An 18,213-nucleotide genomic window follows, 5' to 3' on the forward strand; every position below is an offset into this window, starting at 1 on the left:
TTCGATCGCTACGCTGTCACGATTTTACGTATCCGAATTTCGCCGGCGCTTGACCGCGTGATCTCCAACGCGTCGCCAATTCTCCAACCTAGGGCATGCATGAGGTCATTAGGGAGTTCCAGCAATCGGTCTCCGCTGCCATCGGCAATGTCGGTAGCTACCGACAGCGGAGGAGGTGCAGCCCTTCGTGGCTTCTTGACTCGCTCCAACGCATGCACCAACTATTCTCACCGCTGTTTCGAATTCCGCCATCTTGCGGCTAGCAGAATGTATCGTCCTGAGAGGATGCGTGGGTATTTCGCATGATCGCTCCTGTTGGTGTTCGCTGCATCTCACGATCGAGACAATGCCGAAGGTTCCCAGCTATGGCGTTGTCTCGGTCGCGTACATGCGAATCGTCCCCCCTACCTTCGCTGTTGTGCTGACTCGCGCAGCTTTGCGTAACCCGCTAAAAGGCCCGCAGCGGAAAGTGGTTGCACTGGTGGCCTCGATTTCGGAGCAGACGGTGTTTGGGGTGCGCCGCTGATCTTCCGATTCAGCGTATCGAGTGCTTTCCGCTCGAAGACATTTAGGGATTGCTCCGTGTAGTTGTGCACGATCTGGACGTCTCGTTCCAACTTCATTTGATCAGCCACGTGGCTCAGAGGTGAGTCTGAATCGAATGGGCAGAGGAGGTCCTTGCTCGGCTTTCGACCGCTATTCATTTGGGCAAGTAGCTCTTCAACTTCGCGCCGATGCATGTTGTCCAGTGACAGATAGGATGCTTGGAGATCCTCGAGCGTGACCGTCTTGCGCCCATCCTCCACCATTTGCCGATAGGCCAAGCAAACTAGATGAACAACGATTCGCTTGATCCCAAAGGTCATCTGGAAGATTGTCCGCTCGTCGCCCTCCACCGATATGCGTAGCCAGCGTCCCGCGACACGCGTGCACTCCGCCAGGTACTCGCGCCAGTCCTCCGTGCCGGGGACTTCCGGCTCCATGACAATGGGTCGGCTGAGTAAGCGATGCCGATCCTCTTGCGGGCGTCGCTTGAGCTTATGGCACAAACTATAGTTCGCCACGTACACCAGCAGAACATCGATTCCCATTAGGGTCAGCAGGATGTCGGTGGCTGCTGTATTGGCGTCGTTGCCACGCGTAATGAATTGAGATTCGTCGGCGATCATTAGCATGGAAAAATCGCGAAATGCGCGCCACCGTACCTGCTTGGTAAGCACGTCCATTCGCGTACGTGGGGGTACAGCTTCGCCATCAGGGTAGCTGATCTTCCTGAGTACGGCCCCGATGGTTCGGTGCTCGCGAAAACTTACGCCAATGCAGTGATTCGAAGGAAATGGATCGTGACCGTGGTCGATGAAGATGCGCTCGTCGATCTGCATCAGGCGCTCGATGGCTCCCACCAAGGCGCTCTTGCCCACGCCAGCTAGGCCGGTCAAACAGATTGCAGTGGACGTCGGACCTCCCGTGGGAGGCTTTTTCTCGTAGACGTGGCGTAGATAGTTGATGCCGTCGTTATAACGCGTGTCAGAGAAGCCAAGCGATGCACCGATGATCTGCTTGATGATCCGACGCACTTGACGCGTGGGAATGAAAATGCTCTCGAGCGCCTTGCGCAGCCGTGCCTCAGTGACTTCCGGGGACTCTCCCGCCGGAATCTTGATTGTAGCGGGGCGAACACGGGTTTTTTCAGAGATGACTGCATCATCGAGTAAAGACGCAATTCGGCCCCTTAGAGTCTGTCTGAGAACGGTATTCATCGTGCGCTCCGGTGGGCTGTACCCAAGGCAGCTTCCGTAGTGGCCTGCCTCGATTTTCTTGAACGGCATTTCGCACGTCCGGTTTTTTCTTTGCCAGCATGCCAATCCTTGCCGGTTTGCTCAGCAAACTGGTCTTGGTAGTTGGACTCAACCGCGTGCTGGTGCTCGCGCATATCCGACTGCAAGTTGGCGCGGGCGGATGCGAGCGCCTGTAGCTCGCTGAGCGAAATGGCGAGTTGGTGGTGACTGTCGCGCAATGGAAGTATGGCCTCTACCTCAATGATTCTGCCGTGGATCTCCACCCAGGCGGCGCGGACACACATGTCCAAGATGTAGCCTTGAACTTCTATGCGTTGCCCCGTTGCGACCTGATCGAGAACCCCGCTGGCGCGAAGGGCGGCGGAGTCGAAGCGCCTGTGTAGGAAATAGGCGCCATCGCTCATTAAAGTGAACGTAGCCTTCGACAGGAATTTTCGGACCGCGTTTTCGAAAGTCATCGGGATCGCATCGGTGCGCCCGCGTTCGGATAAGAATTTCCACATGCCGGCGGGCGAGGGAACGACGCCTGCGGCGATCATGTCTGGCGTCAGCTTTTCTGAGACGTCTCGTTTATGGTTGTCCTTGACGACGCGGAGAAGCTCTCGTTTGACCATCTCCACCGGATTGAGGTCGCTTTGCACATAGGTCGGCGTACCTTCCGTTCGAATCTTGCGAGGGTTCGAGGTCTCCACAGTCGCTTTGGACTGTCCAAACGACGAGGGCGTGCTTCCCCGAATGGGGATTTCTGTCAGGTTGTATCCGCTCGCTAGGACCTTCTTGCCAGGTCCGTTGTCCGCCGTCAGAAATGGCGAGAGCCCCTCACACTGCCAGTCATCATCCGAAAGGGACAGCCCAAACAATGCGGCGAACCTCTGCTTTTGAATGGCCATGGAAAACAGCGCCATTCTGTAGGCATCTGACACTTCCGCGTTCAACGAGAAGCCCACACCTACCGTGCAACTGGAGGCGATATCGACAATTACGACAACGCACAACTTTGGCAGAAGCGTGCCGCAATACGGCGAAGTGGGATGGTCTTTTGTGTACCGCCCGTCTGCCTCGACTTGTTCCAATAGGTTGGCGACGGCATTGGAGTAGCGGCCCTCCGGTGCTCTGAACTTATTGCGCGTACGAACCTCGCCATATAGCGACCGACGCACGTCATCATGACTGTACTCTTTCAATACATGGTATCGATACTGGCCGTAACTGGGGAAGGGCTTTCCATTTGGGTGAAAGAATTCTTTGAAGCCGCGAGTGTCCGTACGCGTTTTGCATCCGAAGCTGTGACGCATGGCTTGGCTATAGATCGACGTTAGCGTCACCCCCGCTCCGCGGTAGCGAACGTACGATTCCTCGATGATTCTTGCCATGTTCTTATCAACTCGCCAACCGCTTTTTTTTCCTTGTTTTAGCCGGTGACGGCCCACCTTTACCTTGGCTTCGGCTCTGGAGTAGCCCCCTATGTTGAAAAAAATTGGGCACAACGCCCAACGTTCGCGACCGAACGCGAGGTATACGAGAAACCAAGCACGTACACGTGTTTCGTTTTTACCGCTGGCACGAGCAAGCCGATTGATAGCCAGATTTGGGTCATCCGAAGAAAGGACTTCTCGCTCCTTCTCCAGAACGGGAGCGATCGCTAGATAGCGTGCGTCTACGTGGTCACTCAATGTCTTTTTTGATGTCGGGCGAAAAGAATCGGCGGCAGAAAGATCTTCGTAGCTTGTGTCACCAAACCAAAAGGGAGTCTCTCTCGGCTGTTGCGCGGTAACGATGTTGCCCGTAAGCAGACCTTCTTCGAACTGCGAACGGGAGATGCGAATTACTACGCCATTGGGCTGACTGCACTTGTCCTTCCAGAACCACGCGAGATTGACGAAAGGCTTGTCCGCAAAGTTGTTCAAGAAGTAGTACGTTGCGTCTGCGGCTAGACTCTTGTAGCCGTGGGGCGCCAACAGTTGTGTTCCGATCATCATGATGCACTCCTGTTCTCAAACCAATCTGCATAGACTTGCAGAACATCTCGCGACTCCTGCTTGAGCGGGTAATCGAAAACGATCGGACTAAACAAATCCACGCGAAGGCGCCGGTGCCAGATGGCTTGGTACAAGATCGTCCGGCAATCATGGAGCGAGCACCCAAATTTCTGCATTAGCTCGCGAGACACCTCCAGCGATGACGCCGTTCCACCCAGGATTTCGTGAAACCGAGCCTCTATCGACTGGTGTACATCGGCCGAAACATTCGTAGAGCGTTGGTGATAACCAAACAAATGCCGCAAGTTGCATGCAACATTGAAGTCGATCTCTTCCTGCGTGACTCGCACGGTGCGAATGCCTGCGTCCTCATAGTAAGCACGCTCGAGATCGTGGCGAAACGCGGCGCGGTGTTGACGGTTAGCCTCCTGCTTTCGATTGCGCTTGAGGCCGAGCCCGCGTTTGAATCCGTCTTCGTTTTTCTTGATCGTCCAGTTCACGCAATACCTGCCGTTGTCATCTCGCATGAAGAGCAATAGATCGCCCATAAGTTGCTTTGGTACCCGCATTCCTCTCTCCGGGGCATCGGGATCAGGAATGGTGACTGTTGGATGGAGTCGAAGCTGACCGAGCCGATCAGCCACATCGACCGTGCCTCGAAAGGATGGGAGGTCCCGTTCACGGGTATCCGGGTGGCCGTCTAGCGGATGAAAATCTGGCTGCGGCGAGAGCACACGCTGCTCGTGCAACTCAAACAGGTCAGGGTGATACAGCGCCAGGATGGCGGCTGATTGTTCTGGCGCAGATAGTAGATGGATATCACGCGCGAGTTTGGCAGAGTAAATGCACGATCGACGTGAAACGCTTGGGGCGTCGTTGGAGAATGCCGAGACAGGCGATTCGTACGAGTCGGTCCACCCACTTGGTGTTCGTGCAGCAAGTCTTTCGAGGTGTGGGAGAGGGTTGCGTCGTTTTGCGGCGGGCTCGCGCGCGTCGCCGAGTGAGCTGATGGCTGTCATGGTGCTTCCAAACAAAGTGAGTCGATCGCCACCCAAAAAAAAGGGTGTACGTCCGCTGGCTTAGTAGCGGTGCAGGGCTCTGGAAGCATCAGATGCGATGTGTTGGCGCGAGCGCCACCAGAGCCGCCTTGACAGGTGGCTCTTGCCGTCGCAGAATGACAGCGTGTCCTAACGACACTGCAATTCAAGGGCCGCTATCTTTGCCGAGATAGTCGGCCCTTTCTACATTCCAGGCTTCGTGCGCGCTTGCCGTTATGGCTCGTGCATGTTGCGCTCCTTTCCTTCCTTTCCTTCCTTTCCTTCCTTTCCAGGCGCTTGTTATGGCGCGCTGCTGTCCTCACGCATCTGACGGTTGTCCGTCAGCCGATTCAATAGCTTCTCTGTGTCGCCGGTCACGCCGGATTTCAGTCCCAGGCAGACGGCAATTCGATGGGCTTCGCCTCTTCGTCCGGTGGTGCGTCCGCTGAGCAGGGCATAGACATCCTGGCGCCGGAAGTCGTGGGCTTTCGCCCAGTCCGTCACTGAAAGCCCGGCCGCATCAAAGGCAGCGCGAATTTCGTTGCGAGTGAATGTCTCGTTCATGATGAAGATCGATGCGACATGGCTTGATTCAGTATAGGTACGCTCCGCAGTAGCGCAGCATCAATTCGAAAATTGGTGGGTGAGGCTGATCACATCAGCCGCGCATCCGGTGAATTCTTTACAATTTGTAAGAAGGTTTTTTCGTTGAAATGAATGCGAAATGATTCTATCATTTGTTTTATATATTCGGCAACTATTCTTTAATTCTAATATTTAAAACATAACACGTATGTATAAATCTTATGTTTTTTGTTTTTTGAGGGTGCTATCTGATCGTGAGGGTGTGGGGGCTCAATGTTGAGCGTCGCCCCGAGGCCTGGTGAGTTCATTCGCGGCCATGCGGGACGGCTCAGTGTGATCAACGGATTTCAGAGTGCCGAGGAACTGCTTGCTGTTTTGGATAGCAAGGCTCGCAATGGTCAGAAGGGGCGAGATCCCGTTGCTGCATACCAGCTCACCGCACCGTTTGCCGGCTTGGATCCGGTGACCTATTTGAAGTTGCATTCACTGTTACCTTTCGCGCGCATAGGTGCCAACGGTGATGAAGACGTACTGGACTATGAGACGCCAGCTCGAGCAAAGCAACGGACTGCCTGGATGCAATTGAAGGACGCGGCGTACGTCTGTCCACGCTGTGTTGCCGAAGATGAAGAGATGCTTGGCTACTCCTATTGGCGTGCATTCCATCAAGCTCCCGGCATTGACGCATGCGAGATGCATGGCGAGGCTTTGGCTGCTGTGAAGAGTCCCGGTGCATTTGACTGGCAGCCAGGGACATGGTGTGGCGGCGCTCGACCAGTCTCTGATGAGCTTGCCACATTGCGTGAAGTGCCCATCATTGTGCGCTACGCTCGAATTACGCATGCGTTTCTGACTGGCGGACGTCGAGTGTCTCGATTCGCCGCGTGGCGCTGTTTTGGGAATCGAGCTTCCGTACTGGGCTTCCAGGTTGGTATCAAAGGTCATCGGTCCACGCTCGCAGACTGCATTCGCGATGCGTTTCCCGCCCGTTGGTTGGAGGCGCACTACCCGCGGCTATACGGCAGGGCTAGCGTGCGCAATGTGCACTCAGTCAATGGTGCTGCACGCGCTCAACTTTGTGAGGGGATCGTGTACGCGATGGCGCTCGCTGCAACGTTTTCGTCTGCTGAACAGGCCATTCATGCTTTCCATACGACATCAAATGATCGCGTGCGAAGGCCTCGCTCAAAGTATGGCCCCCTGTCGGAGCGCCGCGAGCGGCTCCTTCCTTTGTACCTTGCTGCAGAGGGAAAGATATTGCGGGTGGCCGAAATGCTCGGTGTCACGCAGTCGACTGCGTTCCGTCAGCTTCGAGCGGTTGGGTTGCCGACTATCGGGAAGGTTCCAAAGGTGGATAGGCAGCGCGTGGTTGCCTTCGTATCGAAGGCATCAACGACTGAAGTGAATCGTTGGATTGCGGCCGGGTCTGACCTCCGTTGCCTCTGAGCCGTCGCAGATGGCCTATGGCGACTGCATCGAGGCACAAACTGTGGATTCGTAGCTGCGAGTGGTCACTCGGCAGCGTCGCGGTGTAGTAGACATCCGAACTTAACAGCCGCTTAGACATGGCGACATATAAGGAATTGTTGGCTCAGAAGGCAAAGTTGGTAGAGCAGCTTGAGAGTGCTCGCTTTAAGGAGTTCGAGACTGTCGTCCAGCAGATTCGCCAAGCCGTTGCAGAGTACGGGCTTACGGCCGAGGATCTTGGCCTGGCATTATGACGCGGCCGGGGTTCTGCGGAGAAGACGTCCGTCGCCCCAAAGTATCGCGATCCGAAGACCGGAGCTACTTGGGCAGGGCGCGGCCGTGCTCCGGCATGGATCGTCAAGAATCGCGATAAGTTTTTGATTGCTTGATATTTCGTAGCGGCAGAGCTCGGTGTTAGTGAGCCGACGGCAATGAGGTGGCTGAAAGGGGTGGGCTTGCCTTCTCTTGGTGGGCTTGTTAAGCCAGGACGATGTAGAGTCATCGCATTTTTATCGAGAGCATCAAAGGACGAAATTGATCGCTGGATTGCGGCCGGTTCGAATGTCTATGCCATCTGAGGCTGATGGCGCGTGGAAGCGATAGTGAGTCTGCCGCCCGAATGACCGTAGGCCGCGGAGGCAGCGTTTCGCCTCTCTGACAGCCTCCGGCGCGATGTTCGATTGGTCCGTGCTATCTCAGAGAACGTAGAGCTTGAACAACGCCATTCACAACGCCTCGTGGGGCGATTCACGCTAAGTTGCTAAAGTTGTCATCAATTTGGATGAGCAGGCTCCTCTTTATCAAAATGTTGGATATCAATCGAAATCATGAGCCGCATACTCTTCGCTTGGGAACTCGGCGCGAATTTTGGTCACCTCGCACGAGACATTCCGGTCGCTGAGCGGCTGCGTGCGCAAGGACACGATGTTCTATTTGCTGTAAAAGATGTTGGCGTGGCGGAGCAGCTACTGCAGACGAGGGGCTTCAGCTTCGTGCAAGCTCCAGTGGCCCCGTCGTTGCCGAGGAGAGAGGCACCGGCCAGCTATTCAGAAATACTGATCGCTGCCGGTTATGGAGATTCGTCGAGCCTAGGCGGTCGCGTTCGGGCTTGGACCGCTCTTTTTGAGCTACATGGCTCACATGTCGCTGTAATAAACCATGCGCCTACAGCGCTGCTCGCCGCGCGGGTGGTCGGGCTGCCGGCAGTGGTCACGTGCATTGGATTTGAGGTGCCGCCGCAGGTTGATCCTCTGCCCAGCATTCGTCCATGGGAAGGTACTCCACTGGAGCGATTGCGGTCGGCAGATACGTTTGTGCTTAAGAGGCTCAACGAAATGCTCGGTCCTCGCGGGCATCGTCTGTTCGCGCGTGTGTTTGACCTGTTTGAAGGCGTCCCTACGTTCTTCACGACGTTTGCGGAATTGGATCACTACGGTGTTCGCTCGGAGGCCGAGTATGTCGGCATGTTTTCGTCCGTGGGTTGCGGAGGGCGCCAAGCTTGGCCCGAAGCTGGTGGTGCACGGGTATTCGCGTATCTACGTCCGTCCGTACCTGGTTTTGAACATATGCTCGGAGCACTGCGCGACGCGGACGTGTCTGCGATTTGCGTTGCGCCGGGCACGTCTAAAGACATTGCTGAACGATATCGTTCTCCATCGTTGGAGATCGTCACTCAGCCTCTTGCGTTGAGCCCGATGCTAAGCAGTGCCAGCTTGGCCGTTGTCTATGGCACTGGAACGATGTCAGATGCGCTGCTGGCTGGTGTGCCGTTGCTGATGGTGCCGCAGGTTATAGAGCAGGCGTTGGTGGCCGAACGAATTGAGGCTCTTGGCGCGGGCATGTTGTGGCGCGCACCTCGCACGGCAACGGGCGCGAGTGACATTTTGAGGTCAGCGCTCTCGAGTGCAGACCTCAAGCGTGCGGCTGAGAGGTTTGCCAGCAAATATCAAAATTTCTCACCAAGTGATGCGGCGGAGCGAGTCAGTCAAGCGGTCTTGCTGGCGGCGGCGTCTTAGGTCTGCTTGTTGTTGTGTGCGGTGTCTGTGGGGCCGTCTCCACAGTGTGGGTGTTACTTTCCCCGTCGGACCGCCGCCGGCAAGAATTCAGTGAGTGCTTAATTTTCTTATTTCTTAGGCCTGGCACAAATTCAGTATAAATAAGATCAGGTATTAGGAAATTTCACGCGAGGAACCCTACGACGAGGGGTTCTCACTGCAGAGAGGGCTCTCTACTATCCGTCCCCAATCAGGGATAAGGGCGTTGATTCCCGGAATCAAACGCTCCAGCATGAAGTGGGGGAGTTTCCTATGAGTCAGGTGCCCAATAGAGGTCCGCGTAGCAAGTACGCGGATGCTTGGCGCTCGTGCCGCAAGCGGCTATCCAGTCGCAACACTCCGGATAGGCAGGGTGCGCATTCATTTAGGTAAGAATCTGCCTCGCAAACTCCCTCGCCAAATTCATCTGTAGCGGATTTTCGCAATCGATACTGCCACGCGTGTTTTGCGTGGGGCCGTAGGTTTCGTGATGGGTTTGCGGAGAGGCAGGGCAGCGTGCCGTCAGTGCTCTGACGCAGCGAAGCATAGGGAATTTTCACACGATGCACGCGGATATGGCTTTGCGAATGCTTAGCGATCTTCTCTGGACCGGGGTAATCGTTTGCGCTCCTGTGCTTGGTTTGACGATGGCAGTCGGTTTCTTCATTAGCCTTTTGCAAGTCGTGACACAGGTACAAGAGAACTCATTGACGTTTGTGCCGAAGTTGCTCACTGCTGTGATCAGTCTGATTGTGTTCGGGCCATGGATGCTGAGGAAGTTTGTTCAGTTCTCTGTGCATCTTTGGTCTGGAATTCCTTCGATGATCTGAGCCGACCGTGACTGCGTCCGTATTCCCTGTATTCAATATCGAGCGTCTTGAGACAGTTTTGTTACTGTCCTTACGGCTAAGTGCAGCATTTTTGGCGACGCCGATTCTGCCTGCCGCAGGCGTTCCAACGGTTGTGCGCGTTCTGGTGGTGCTGTCACTCGCTACCGCCCTCTCATTCAGCTTGCCCGGAGCAGATGCAGCCCAGGGCGTTTCCGGCCACCTCGGTACTCTGGTGGAAGCCGCGTTGTCGGAACTGGCGCTAGGAATGACCCTGGCCTTGGGCATTCTGCTCGCGTTCGCTGCATTCACAACGGCAGGGCAACTCCTCGACGTCCAAATCGGCTTCGGGATGTCGCAAGTGCTGGATCCGGCGACCAACGCGCGCATGCCGATCTTCGCGACGGCTTACAACCAAGCTGCTGTGGTGGTCTTCTTCCTGGTCAACGGACATCACGCGCTCTTGCGCGGTCTGGCGTACAGCCTGGAGCGATTCCCATTGGCGCAACCATGGCCGCTTGCTGCGGCGCTTGCCCCGATTACCAAGCAAGTCGTGGGGCTCCTAGGTTTGAGCTTTTCTTTGGCTGCTCCCGTTGTGTTCTGCCTTCTGCTGACAGAAATGGCCCTTGGGGTGGTCGCCAAGAATTTGCCTCAGATGAACATGCTCACCATGGGCATTCCAGTAAAGATTGTTGTGGGCGCGGTTGCAGGATCGTTATGGTTTGCCGGTATCGGCAACATGATGACGCGCGTCTACGACGATATCTACAAAAGCTGGGGCACCATTTTCTCGGCAGAACATGTCGGGCTCCGTAGCGCGCGGCAACTGATCAGCGAGGAGGCATGATGGCTGATCAGGACATGGATAAGAGTCAACCAGCAACGCCCTACAAGTTGCAGAAGGCCAAGGAAAAGGGGCAGGTTGCAAAGAGCCGTGATGCTATCTCGGCGGTGACATTCACGGTTGCGATGGTGTTTCTTGCGTCGCAAGGCTGGGATACATGGCGCCGTATTTTTCAAATCAACCGGGCCCTTCTTGCGTACGCGGGCAATGTGGACGCGACAGAGCCGGCCATGTGGCATCTCATCGATCAAATGGTTCGCGCTGTCCTCGATCTTGGTATCCCGTTCTTCATGGCGCTGTTGCTTGCGGCGGTCGCTGGGAATTTGCTGCAAACGGGCCCCATCCTGTCGTTTGAACCGATCAAGCCTGAGTGGGATCGTGCGAATCCGGTTCAAGGGTTCAAGAGGCTGTTTTCGTTGCGTACGTTGTTCGACGGCGCACGTGCGCTGTTGAAGCTCGCCTTGCTGGGCTTGGTCGCGTATTTCTCACTGAAGAGTCTGGCACCCCAGTTTTATCACTTGGCGAGCCTTCCGGCGAACGGATTTGTGCACACGTTGCTGGATGATCTGGCTTCCCTTGGCCTGAAGATGTCAGCCATGCTGGTGTTCATCGCACTGCTGGACCTTATCTACACCCGACGTGAGTTCAGCAAGAAGATGCGCATGAGCCATAAGGAGCTCAAGGACGAGTTCAAGCATCGGGAGGGCGATCCGCGAATCCGCAGCCGGTTGCGCAAGCTACGCCACGAAATGCTCAAGCGCAGCCGTTCCGTCAGCAAGACTCGTAATGCCGACGTGCTGATTACCAATCCGACCCACGTCGCAGTTGCGTTGCGCTACGTTCACGGCGAGATGGAGTCGCCGCAACTGGTTGCCAAAGGCGCCGGTGCGCTGGCCGCGGTGATGCGCAAGATTGCGGCTAAACACCAGATTCCTGTTGTCCAGAACCGGGCATTGGCGCGGGCGTTGTTCCACTCGCTGGAGGTTGATCGCTCCGTGCCGCCGGCAATGTATGCCGATGTGGCGCGCATCATCGTTTGGGTGTTTGCCATGCGTCGTGCACGCGAAAAGACAGTGGCCAGGGGCACGATGTGACGCTACTCAAACGTTTCTTTGGCGCCAACAGCGACATGGCCATGGTGTTGCTGATTCTCGGCGTGCTCGTCGTGTTGTTTGCCCCGATTCCGTCGGGGCTGTTGGACTTCCTAATCCTCTCGAATTTCAGCTTCGCGTTCCTGATTCTTCTGCTGACGTTCTACATGGCGAGGCCGGTCGAGTTCTCGACGTTCCCGTCGCTGCTCCTGGTTGCGACGTTGTTCCGGCTGTCGCTGAACGTGGCGGCGACGCGGCTCATCCTCTCGGATGGAGATGCCGGCAAGGTGATCGCAGCGATCGGCTCCTATGTCGTTGGCGGCAACTACGTGATCGGGTTGATTGTGTTCCTGATTCTGATCGTCGTGCAGTACGTGGTGGTGACCAGCGGGGCGCAGCGTGTGTCTGAGGTTGCGGCGCGTTTCACGCTCGACAGCATGCCGGGCCAGCAGATGAGTATCGATGCTGATCTTAATATGGGATTCATCGATCAAGCGGAAGCCCAACGGCGGCGGAAGAATCTGGAGAAGGAAGCCGCCTTCTACGGCGCGATGGACGGTGCCAGCAAGTTTGTCAAAGGGGACGCGATAGCAGGCATCGTGATCCTGCTGGTCAATATCGTCGGTGGCCTTGTCATTGGTGTCATGCAGCACGGCATGGCTTGGAGCCAGGCGCTGCAGACGTACACACTGTTGACCATCGGGGACGGCATCGTGACACAGGTGCCGGCGCTTGTGATTGCAGTTGGCACCGGCATCATCGTCACACGCTCGGCATCCGATGAAAACCTGAGCCGGGAAGTGCTGCGGCAGGTGACGTCATACCCGAAGACCTTGTTGCTTGTCGCAGCAGCGCTTGCTGGATTGCTGCTGCTGCCCGGTATTCCGGCCGGACCGACGTTGCTATTGTTCGTAGCCATTTCGTTTGCTGCCTTCCTGATCTACCGTTCGGCTCGGCAGGCTGATGTGGAAGAGACCGGTACCGACGGTGTGGCGGACGAGAGAGCTACTGGCGCGGACGATGATCCATATGCGCTGCTCGCTGTGGACCCGATCGAAATCAATATCGGGGCCAACTGGGTGCCTATCGCCAATCAACCCGGAAGCCTATTCATGGAGCGCATTGCTGCGTTCCGAAAGCAGCACGCGCAGGATCTGGGCATGGTATTGCCACGCGTTCGTTTTAGGGACACTGCGCGGCTTGGCCCGGACCACTACGAGATCGTGCTGGACGGCGTGGTTTGCGCGAAAGGCGAGGCGAAACAGGATCGAATTCTTGCGATTCACCCCGCAGGCGACACGCGGGCGATTCCGGGCGAGGTGACGCGCGATCCAACCTATGGGCTTCCTGCGCTTTGGATTGAGGAACATCAGCGGCAGGTCGCGGTTGCAGCCCGATTTACCTTGGTGGATGCCCCCACGGTTTTCATGACGCACTTGAGCGAGGTTCTTCGCCGAGAGTCCGCCGTGCTGTTGACCCGCGCCGAGACTGAGAAGCTTCTGGCGCGTGTTCGACAGTCGCAGCCGGGGCTGGTTGAAGAGACCGTTCCGACAGTGCTTTCCCTGAGCGACATCCAGAAAGTCCTTCAGAACCTTCTGCGAGAAAAGGTTTCGATTCGGAACATCGACGCGATTCTGGAGGCGTTGGCCGATGCTGGACGGAACACCAAGGACGCGAATCTCTTGACGGAAGCCGTTCGGCGTCGGTTGGGTCATGCGATCTGCCAAGGTTTGCTGGGTGAAGCGAGTGCCTTGCATGTGATGACGCTCGACCCGCAAATCGAAGGGCAGTTCCTGCAAAGCATGCAAGCCGCGAGGGGCATGGAAACTGCAGGGCAAGGGGCGCCATCGGCTTTGTTTGTCGTGGATCCGAAGCTGGCTGAGCAGTTTATTGGGCGCCTCGTTCAACAGGCCGAAAAAATGATGAAGAGCAACTTGCTGCCTGTTCTGCTGTGCTCGCCTGAGCTGCGTCGTCATATTCGAGCGATGTCCGAGCGCGTGGTGCCGCATCTTCGGGTGCTGTCGATGTCGGAGATTCCGCAAAACATCGAGCTGAAGTCGTGGGGCGTCGTTGCAGTGTGAGACGCCCAATCTTTCATTCTGAATTCTGATCCACGGTATCCATCTCATGCAGGAAATCTTTGCCGTCACGCTGGCTAGCATGCATCAAGACATGGCTCGTCTTGATGGCGTGGCACTGAATCTCGCCAACGTTTCGACACCCGGCTACAAGCGCGGGGTGGTCGCGATACAGCCGTTTTCCAGTGTTGTCGATGCCGTGGTGGAACAAGCTGGGACAAATGCGACAGCGGCGAGCGGTGTACAGGTCATGAGCGATATGCGCCCGGGCACCGTGAAGCTGACTGGGGAACCGATGGATGTTGCCCTGGCTGGCGATGGGTTCTTTGAGGTGACCACGCCCTCTGGTCCAGCCTATACCCGACAGGGAAACTTTAGGACGGACGCGATGGGGCGTTTGGTGACTGCGCAAGGCTATCCCGTGATGGGAAAGAACGGCGAAGTCTTCCTCACGACCCAGACGCCGGTCATCGATGCGATGGGCAACGTGACGGAACCCAATGCCACCACGGGCCCCTCCGCCGTCAACCCGCGGACGCCCATCGCGCAGATCAAAGTGATCAAGTTCGATAACCCCAAAACGTTGCAGCGCCTGGGCGAAGGGCTATTGGCCTCCGGCGCTGGCATGACTGTTATGGACGATGCCAATGTACAGATTCGCCAAGGCGCGTTGGAGAACGGCAATGTCAGTTCGATGCAGGAAATGATGCAGCTCATTCAAACGATGCGGCACTTCGAGTCGGTACAAAAGATCACGCAGGGCTACGACGAAATGATCGGCACTGCAATCCGCAAGCTCGGCGACCTGTCCTGAACAGGCGGCTCGTTTCCAACAGATACTCCACAGGGACCACGAACATGTTCGATGCGCTTTACATCGGTGCCACCGGCATGCAGGCACAGCAACTGAGCGTTGACACGATCGCCAATAACCTGGCCAACGTGAATACGACAGGCTTCAAGAAGAGCAGGGTGAGCTTTACCGATCTGGTGGCTCAAGAGGCAGGACGCATTCAGCCTACCAGCGATGCATCGTTGGGCCCCTTGTCGGCATTGCCCGGGTTGGGCGCCGGAGTGGGTATTTCGAGCGTTGCCAAATTGTTCGACACCGGCAATCTACAGCAGACGGGCTCATCGTTCGATGTTGCCATCCAGGGAGATGGTTTTCTGGAGGTGGCGTTGCCCGACGGGAGCCGTGCATTCACTCGGGGAGGCACGCTCAAAGTCAATTCGGATGGCATGCTGGTGACGCAGGCAGGCTATGTGGTGAAACCCGGCATTTCGATTCCCTCCAATGCGAAGGACCTGACCATTTCTGCGGATGGTCACGTGCGAATCTCCGTGCCGAATCAGTCATCGCCCGTCGAAGCAGGCCAGTTGGAACTCGCGCATTTCGCAAGTCCCGGGATGTTGCTCGCCCAGGGCGACAACCTCTATCGGCCAACCGATACATCCGGCGAGCCCGTAGTCGGTAAGGCGGGCCAGGATAATTTGGGTACTTTTGCGCAAGGGTTTCTTGAGGGTTCGAACGTCAAGATGACTGATGAGATGGTCGGTCTCATGGTTGCGCAGCGCGCGTACGAGGCCAACGTCAAAGTCGTTCAGGCTTCGGACGAGATTCTCGGCATGGTTAACAACCTTCGCAAGTAAGCGTAGATGCCTGGTCAGTTGACGATGTTGCTTCTTCGCACGCGGACAATGTTGGCAATCGCTGTCGCAGTGGCGGGGGCCGCCTGCCCTTTAGCGAACGTCGCCGCCCGCACATTGCCTGTGGTCGAGCGTGCTCCATTGGGTGCTGAACCCGGCGACGTCCCAGTGGCTCGCATCGAGTTGCCCACTGTCATGGAGGCCAAACGCGCCGATGTTGTAATGGGCGATGTTGCACAGATTTCTTCGAGAGACTTGACCACGCTGCGCAGATTGATGCGTTTGCCGCTCGGTCGCCTGGCGAGATCTGGCGAGTCCGCCCATCTTGATCGCTCCCAACTGGCACGCTGGGTTCGTGCTCGTACTGGTATCGATCCCCAAGCGATCACATGGAGTGGTGCAGAGGCCGTTGATATCTATCTCGCCACCCACGAACTTAGCGGAGAACAGTTGGTATCCGCAGCAAAGGCAAGTTTGCAGGACTGGCTCTTCGCCAGAAGCACGCGCTCAAGCATCGAATTGAGCCGTGTTCCGCATGACCTTATTGTGCCTGCGGGGGAGGTCAAGGTGCAGGTTCGCCCCATTCCCAATGCAGCGTTGCTGGCTCGACACATGTCGGTGTGGGTTGATGTCTGGGTTGATGATTGTTTCATTCGGACGGTGCCGGTGAGCTTCGAAGTCAGCGCCTATGAACAGGGCTACGTTATGGATATGGCGGAGGCCAGCGGAAGTCCTTTGGGTCAGGTGCACATGCAACCTAGGGAAGTTGACCTGACTGCGCTGCCGTCCAAGGCAATTCTCGCATCGCTGAAACCAGAGGCGGTGGCAAGCCTTCGCCTGCGTCGCCCGATGGCTGCGGGGGAAACTGTGACGCGTGACAGTGTGGAGTCGCGTCCGGCTGTAGCCCGCGGAGATTGGGCCACGCTGCACGCCGTCGCAGGCGCGGTGAATCTGGAGAGCCGTGTCGAGGTGCTGGAAGACGGCCTGACGGGGCAACTGGTACACGTCAAGCTGCCGAATGCAACGTCGCCCATGCTGGCGCGTGTTGTCGGGGAGCGGATGGTGGAGGTCAAACAGTGAACTACCGACGCTTGGTTTTGCATTCGCTTTGTGCTGTTGGTCTTGCGACGTGCCTTCATGCTGCTGTGGCAGAAAGTCTGTACAACGAAGGGACGTATCGACAACTGACATCGGACAACAAGGCATTCCGGGTCGGGGATGTGATCACCGTTCAGGTCTATGAGAACTCGAGCGCGTTGACGAGTACAGACACGACCAGTCAACGCAAAAACAACTTGAACGTAGGCATCACCACATTGCCGGCGGGTCGACAGATCGGCGGCGCAATGAATGTCGCCGGTGATTTTGACGGCGGTGGCACGACGCAGCGTACCAACAAGCTGCTCGCAACAATCACCGTGGCGGTGAAAGAGGTGTTGCCTACTGGAGACCTTCGCGTCGCGGGCGAGCAATTGCTGACGGTCAATGACGAGCAGCACAAGGTCTCACTTGAAGGTCGCGTGCGGCCACAGGACATTTCGGACGGCAACGTCGTGCTGTCGACGCGACTTGCTGAAGCACACATCAACTATGTTGGAGATGGTGAGTTGTCCGATCGCCAGCGACGCGCCTGGTGGCGAAAACTGCTTGATCTGCTGGGGCTGTGATGCATATCGGTCATTGCATCGTTAATTTCGCCGTGTGCGCCTCGGTACTGCTGGGTTCTATGGCGCCGGCGGATCCCGTGTGGGCCGAGAGCACGCGTATCAAAGATCTAGGGAAGATCCAGGGCTGGCGCGACAACGCGTTGGCGGGGTACGGCATCGTGAGCGGCTTGGCAGGCACAGGCGATTCGCCGACGAATCGTACGACCCGTCAGGCGTTGTCCAATGTGTATTCGCAGTTCAATCTGACGGTGCCTCCGGAGCAGGTGCAGAGCCGCAACGTGGCGGTGGTGATGGTATCTGCTTCGCTGCCGCCATTCGCACGCGAAGGGGATACGTTAGACGTGACGGTATCGTCGGCCGGAGATGCCCGCAGCCTTGTAGGCGGAAGCTTGCTGTTGACGCCGCTCAAAGGCCCGAATGGGCGCGTCTATGCGCTTGCGCAGGGACCCTTGTCGGTTGGGGGGTACCGCTACGATGCAAACGGCAACGTTTTGCAGAAAAACCATCCCACGGTGGGTTCGTTGCCAAATGGTGCGACGGTTGAGGTAGGCGTCCACGCTGAAATGCTGAGTGCGAGTCAGACCGTCACCTTCGTTCTTTCCGATCCCGATTACACAACCGCCAATCGCATCGCATCAGCAATTAATGGACAGGTCGGTGGCGGCATCGCCAGGGCTCGGGATGCGTCCGGTATCGAGATTCGCGTGCCGGACGGCCAGCGAGACCAACTCGTTAGCTTTGTCGCCAAGTTGGAGAACGTCACTGTAGAGCCGGATCGTCGGGCCAAGGTCGTTATCAACGAGCGCACCGGAACGGTGGTGTCCGGAGGCGATGTCCAGATTTCGAAGGTTGCCGTATCGCATGGTGATCTGAAGATTTCGATCGCTACCCAGAACACCGCCTCACAACCGAGCGACGTGATTTTCCCGGGGCCTGGCGTGCGGACGGCCATCGTGACGAATACCCGTATGGAGGCGACTGAACAGAATGGTCCCGGCTTTGTCCCGCCGGGAAGCAACACCGTCGCCGATTTGGTGCAGACGCTCGCCAAGCTGCATACCAACACACGCGACATCATTTCTATTCTCCGAGCAATCAAGGCAGCAGGTGCATTGCACGCCGAGTTGGTTGTGCAGTAGAGCAGTATTCAACGAGGGAT

The 18,213-nt window shown here is 56.8% G+C and carries 15 protein-coding genes and 1 pseudogene; 12 read left to right on the plus strand and 4 right to left on the minus strand.

Annotated elements, in window-relative coordinates; all coding sequences use genetic code 11:
* Nucleotides 1-404: 404 nt before the first annotated feature.
* The 4 genes from ACTJK4_RS23005 to ACTJK4_RS23020 form a co-directional block, all read right to left on the minus strand.
* Nucleotides 405-1,760 carry a hypothetical protein gene (locus ACTJK4_RS23005; RefSeq protein WP_440819073.1) on the minus strand — a complete coding sequence of 452 codons (1,356 nt, stop codon included), beginning with the start codon at nucleotides 1,758-1,760 and terminating at the stop codon, nucleotides 405-407.
* Nucleotides 1,757-3,778: a hypothetical protein gene (locus ACTJK4_RS23010; protein ID WP_440819074.1), complete on the minus strand. Its 2,022-nt coding sequence runs from the start codon at nucleotides 3,776-3,778 to the stop codon at nucleotides 1,757-1,759. The genes ACTJK4_RS23005 and ACTJK4_RS23010 overlap by 4 nt, the downstream gene beginning before the upstream one ends.
* Nucleotides 3,775-4,797, minus strand: coding sequence for a hypothetical protein (locus tag ACTJK4_RS23015; protein WP_440819075.1), 1,023 nt, complete (start codon nucleotides 4,795-4,797; stop codon nucleotides 3,775-3,777). Before ACTJK4_RS23015 ends, ACTJK4_RS23010 begins: the two co-directional genes overlap by 4 nt.
* 318 nt (nucleotides 4,798-5,115) lie before the next feature.
* Nucleotides 5,116-5,379: a DNA-binding protein gene (locus ACTJK4_RS23020; protein WP_440819077.1), complete on the minus strand. Its 264-nt coding sequence runs from the start codon at nucleotides 5,377-5,379 to the stop codon at nucleotides 5,116-5,118.
* A 294-nt stretch (nucleotides 5,380-5,673) separates the two neighbouring features.
* On the opposite strand from ACTJK4_RS23020, the gene ACTJK4_RS23025 reads away from it, so the two are divergent.
* From ACTJK4_RS23025 to ACTJK4_RS23080, 12 genes and pseudogenes are all read left to right on the plus strand, one after another.
* Nucleotides 5,674-6,846, plus strand: coding sequence for a TniQ family protein (locus tag ACTJK4_RS23025; RefSeq protein WP_440819078.1), 1,173 nt, complete (start codon nucleotides 5,674-5,676; stop codon nucleotides 6,844-6,846).
* Nucleotides 6,847-6,965: 119 nt separating this feature from the next.
* Nucleotides 6,966-7,256 (plus strand): annotated as a pseudogene (locus ACTJK4_RS23030) (H-NS histone family protein).
* Nucleotides 7,257-7,694: 438 nt separating this feature from the next.
* Nucleotides 7,695-8,882 (plus strand): glycosyltransferase, encoded by a 1,188-nt coding sequence (locus ACTJK4_RS23035; protein ID WP_433868186.1) that lies wholly within the window; start codon nucleotides 7,695-7,697, stop codon nucleotides 8,880-8,882.
* A gap of 605 nt (nucleotides 8,883-9,487) precedes the next feature.
* Nucleotides 9,488-9,730, plus strand: coding sequence for a flagellar biosynthetic protein FliQ (locus ACTJK4_RS23040; RefSeq protein WP_440819080.1), 243 nt, complete (start codon nucleotides 9,488-9,490; stop codon nucleotides 9,728-9,730).
* A 7-nt stretch (nucleotides 9,731-9,737) separates the two neighbouring features.
* Nucleotides 9,738-10,574, plus strand: a complete 837-nt coding sequence (locus ACTJK4_RS23045) for a flagellar biosynthetic protein FliR (protein WP_433868184.1) — start codon at nucleotides 9,738-9,740, stop codon at nucleotides 10,572-10,574.
* Nucleotides 10,571-11,665 (plus strand): EscU/YscU/HrcU family type III secretion system export apparatus switch protein, encoded by a 1,095-nt coding sequence (locus ACTJK4_RS23050; RefSeq protein ID WP_440819082.1) that lies wholly within the window; start codon nucleotides 10,571-10,573, stop codon nucleotides 11,663-11,665. Before ACTJK4_RS23045 ends, ACTJK4_RS23050 begins: the two co-directional genes overlap by 4 nt.
* On the plus strand, nucleotides 11,662-13,743 hold the full coding sequence (flhA, locus tag ACTJK4_RS23055; RefSeq protein ID WP_433868182.1) for a flagellar biosynthesis protein FlhA: 2,082 nt from the start codon (nucleotides 11,662-11,664) through the stop codon (nucleotides 13,741-13,743). Before ACTJK4_RS23050 ends, flhA begins: the two co-directional genes overlap by 4 nt.
* A 46-nt stretch (nucleotides 13,744-13,789) precedes the next feature.
* Nucleotides 13,790-14,554, plus strand: coding sequence for a flagellar hook-basal body protein (locus ACTJK4_RS23060; protein WP_433868181.1), 765 nt, complete (start codon nucleotides 13,790-13,792; stop codon nucleotides 14,552-14,554).
* Nucleotides 14,555-14,598: 44 nt separating this feature from the next.
* Nucleotides 14,599-15,390, plus strand: a complete 792-nt coding sequence (gene flgG, locus ACTJK4_RS23065; RefSeq protein ID WP_433868180.1) for a flagellar basal-body rod protein FlgG — start codon at nucleotides 14,599-14,601, stop codon at nucleotides 15,388-15,390.
* A 48-nt stretch (nucleotides 15,391-15,438) separates the two neighbouring features.
* Nucleotides 15,439-16,467, plus strand: coding sequence for a flagella basal body P-ring formation protein FlgA (locus tag ACTJK4_RS23070; RefSeq protein ID WP_433868179.1), 1,029 nt, complete (start codon nucleotides 15,439-15,441; stop codon nucleotides 16,465-16,467).
* On the plus strand, nucleotides 16,464-17,054 hold the full coding sequence (locus ACTJK4_RS23075; RefSeq protein ID WP_433868178.1) for a flagellar basal body L-ring protein FlgH: 591 nt from the start codon (nucleotides 16,464-16,466) through the stop codon (nucleotides 17,052-17,054). Before ACTJK4_RS23070 ends, ACTJK4_RS23075 begins: the two co-directional genes overlap by 4 nt.
* A complete protein-coding gene (locus tag ACTJK4_RS23080) occupies nucleotides 17,054-18,193 on the plus strand; it encodes a flagellar basal body P-ring protein FlgI (protein ID WP_433868177.1) in 1,140 nt (379 codons plus the stop codon). The genes ACTJK4_RS23075 and ACTJK4_RS23080 overlap by 1 nt, the downstream gene beginning before the upstream one ends.
* The last annotated feature ends 20 nt before the right edge of the window (nucleotides 18,194-18,213 follow it).

Origin of the sequence: Ralstonia sp. 22111 (assembly GCF_052045895.1) — a bacterium.
Lineage (GTDB): Bacteria > Pseudomonadota > Gammaproteobacteria > Burkholderiales > Burkholderiaceae > Ralstonia > Ralstonia wenshanensis.

Bases quoted from the DNA above. Each gene is read 5' to 3' on its own strand.
- ACTJK4_RS23020 (WP_440819077.1), bottom strand. From the start codon at position 5,379: ATGAACGAGACATTCACTCGCAACGAAATTCGCGCTGCCTTTGATGCG.
- ACTJK4_RS23080 (WP_433868177.1), top strand. From the start codon at position 17,054: ATGCATATCGGTCATTGCATCGTTAATTTCGCCGTGTGCGCCTCGGTA.
- flgG (WP_433868180.1), top strand. From the start codon at position 14,599: ATGTTCGATGCGCTTTACATCGGTGCCACCGGCATGCAGGCACAGCAA.
- ACTJK4_RS23070 (WP_433868179.1), top strand. From the start codon at position 15,439: ATGTTGGCAATCGCTGTCGCAGTGGCGGGGGCCGCCTGCCCTTTAGCG.
- ACTJK4_RS23005 (WP_440819073.1), bottom strand. From the start codon at position 1,760: ATGAATACCGTTCTCAGACAGACTCTAAGGGGCCGAATTGCGTCTTTA.
- ACTJK4_RS23025 (WP_440819078.1), top strand. From the start codon at position 5,674: ATGTTGAGCGTCGCCCCGAGGCCTGGTGAGTTCATTCGCGGCCATGCG.
- ACTJK4_RS23050 (WP_440819082.1), top strand. From the start codon at position 10,571: ATGATGGCTGATCAGGACATGGATAAGAGTCAACCAGCAACGCCCTAC.
- ACTJK4_RS23060 (WP_433868181.1), top strand. From the start codon at position 13,790: ATGCAGGAAATCTTTGCCGTCACGCTGGCTAGCATGCATCAAGACATG.
- ACTJK4_RS23010 (WP_440819074.1), bottom strand. From the start codon at position 3,778: ATGATGATCGGAACACAACTGTTGGCGCCCCACGGCTACAAGAGTCTA.
- ACTJK4_RS23015 (WP_440819075.1), bottom strand. From the start codon at position 4,797: ATGACAGCCATCAGCTCACTCGGCGACGCGCGCGAGCCCGCCGCAAAA.
- ACTJK4_RS23040 (WP_440819080.1), top strand. From the start codon at position 9,488: ATGCTTAGCGATCTTCTCTGGACCGGGGTAATCGTTTGCGCTCCTGTG.
- ACTJK4_RS23035 (WP_433868186.1), top strand. From the start codon at position 7,695: ATGAGCCGCATACTCTTCGCTTGGGAACTCGGCGCGAATTTTGGTCAC.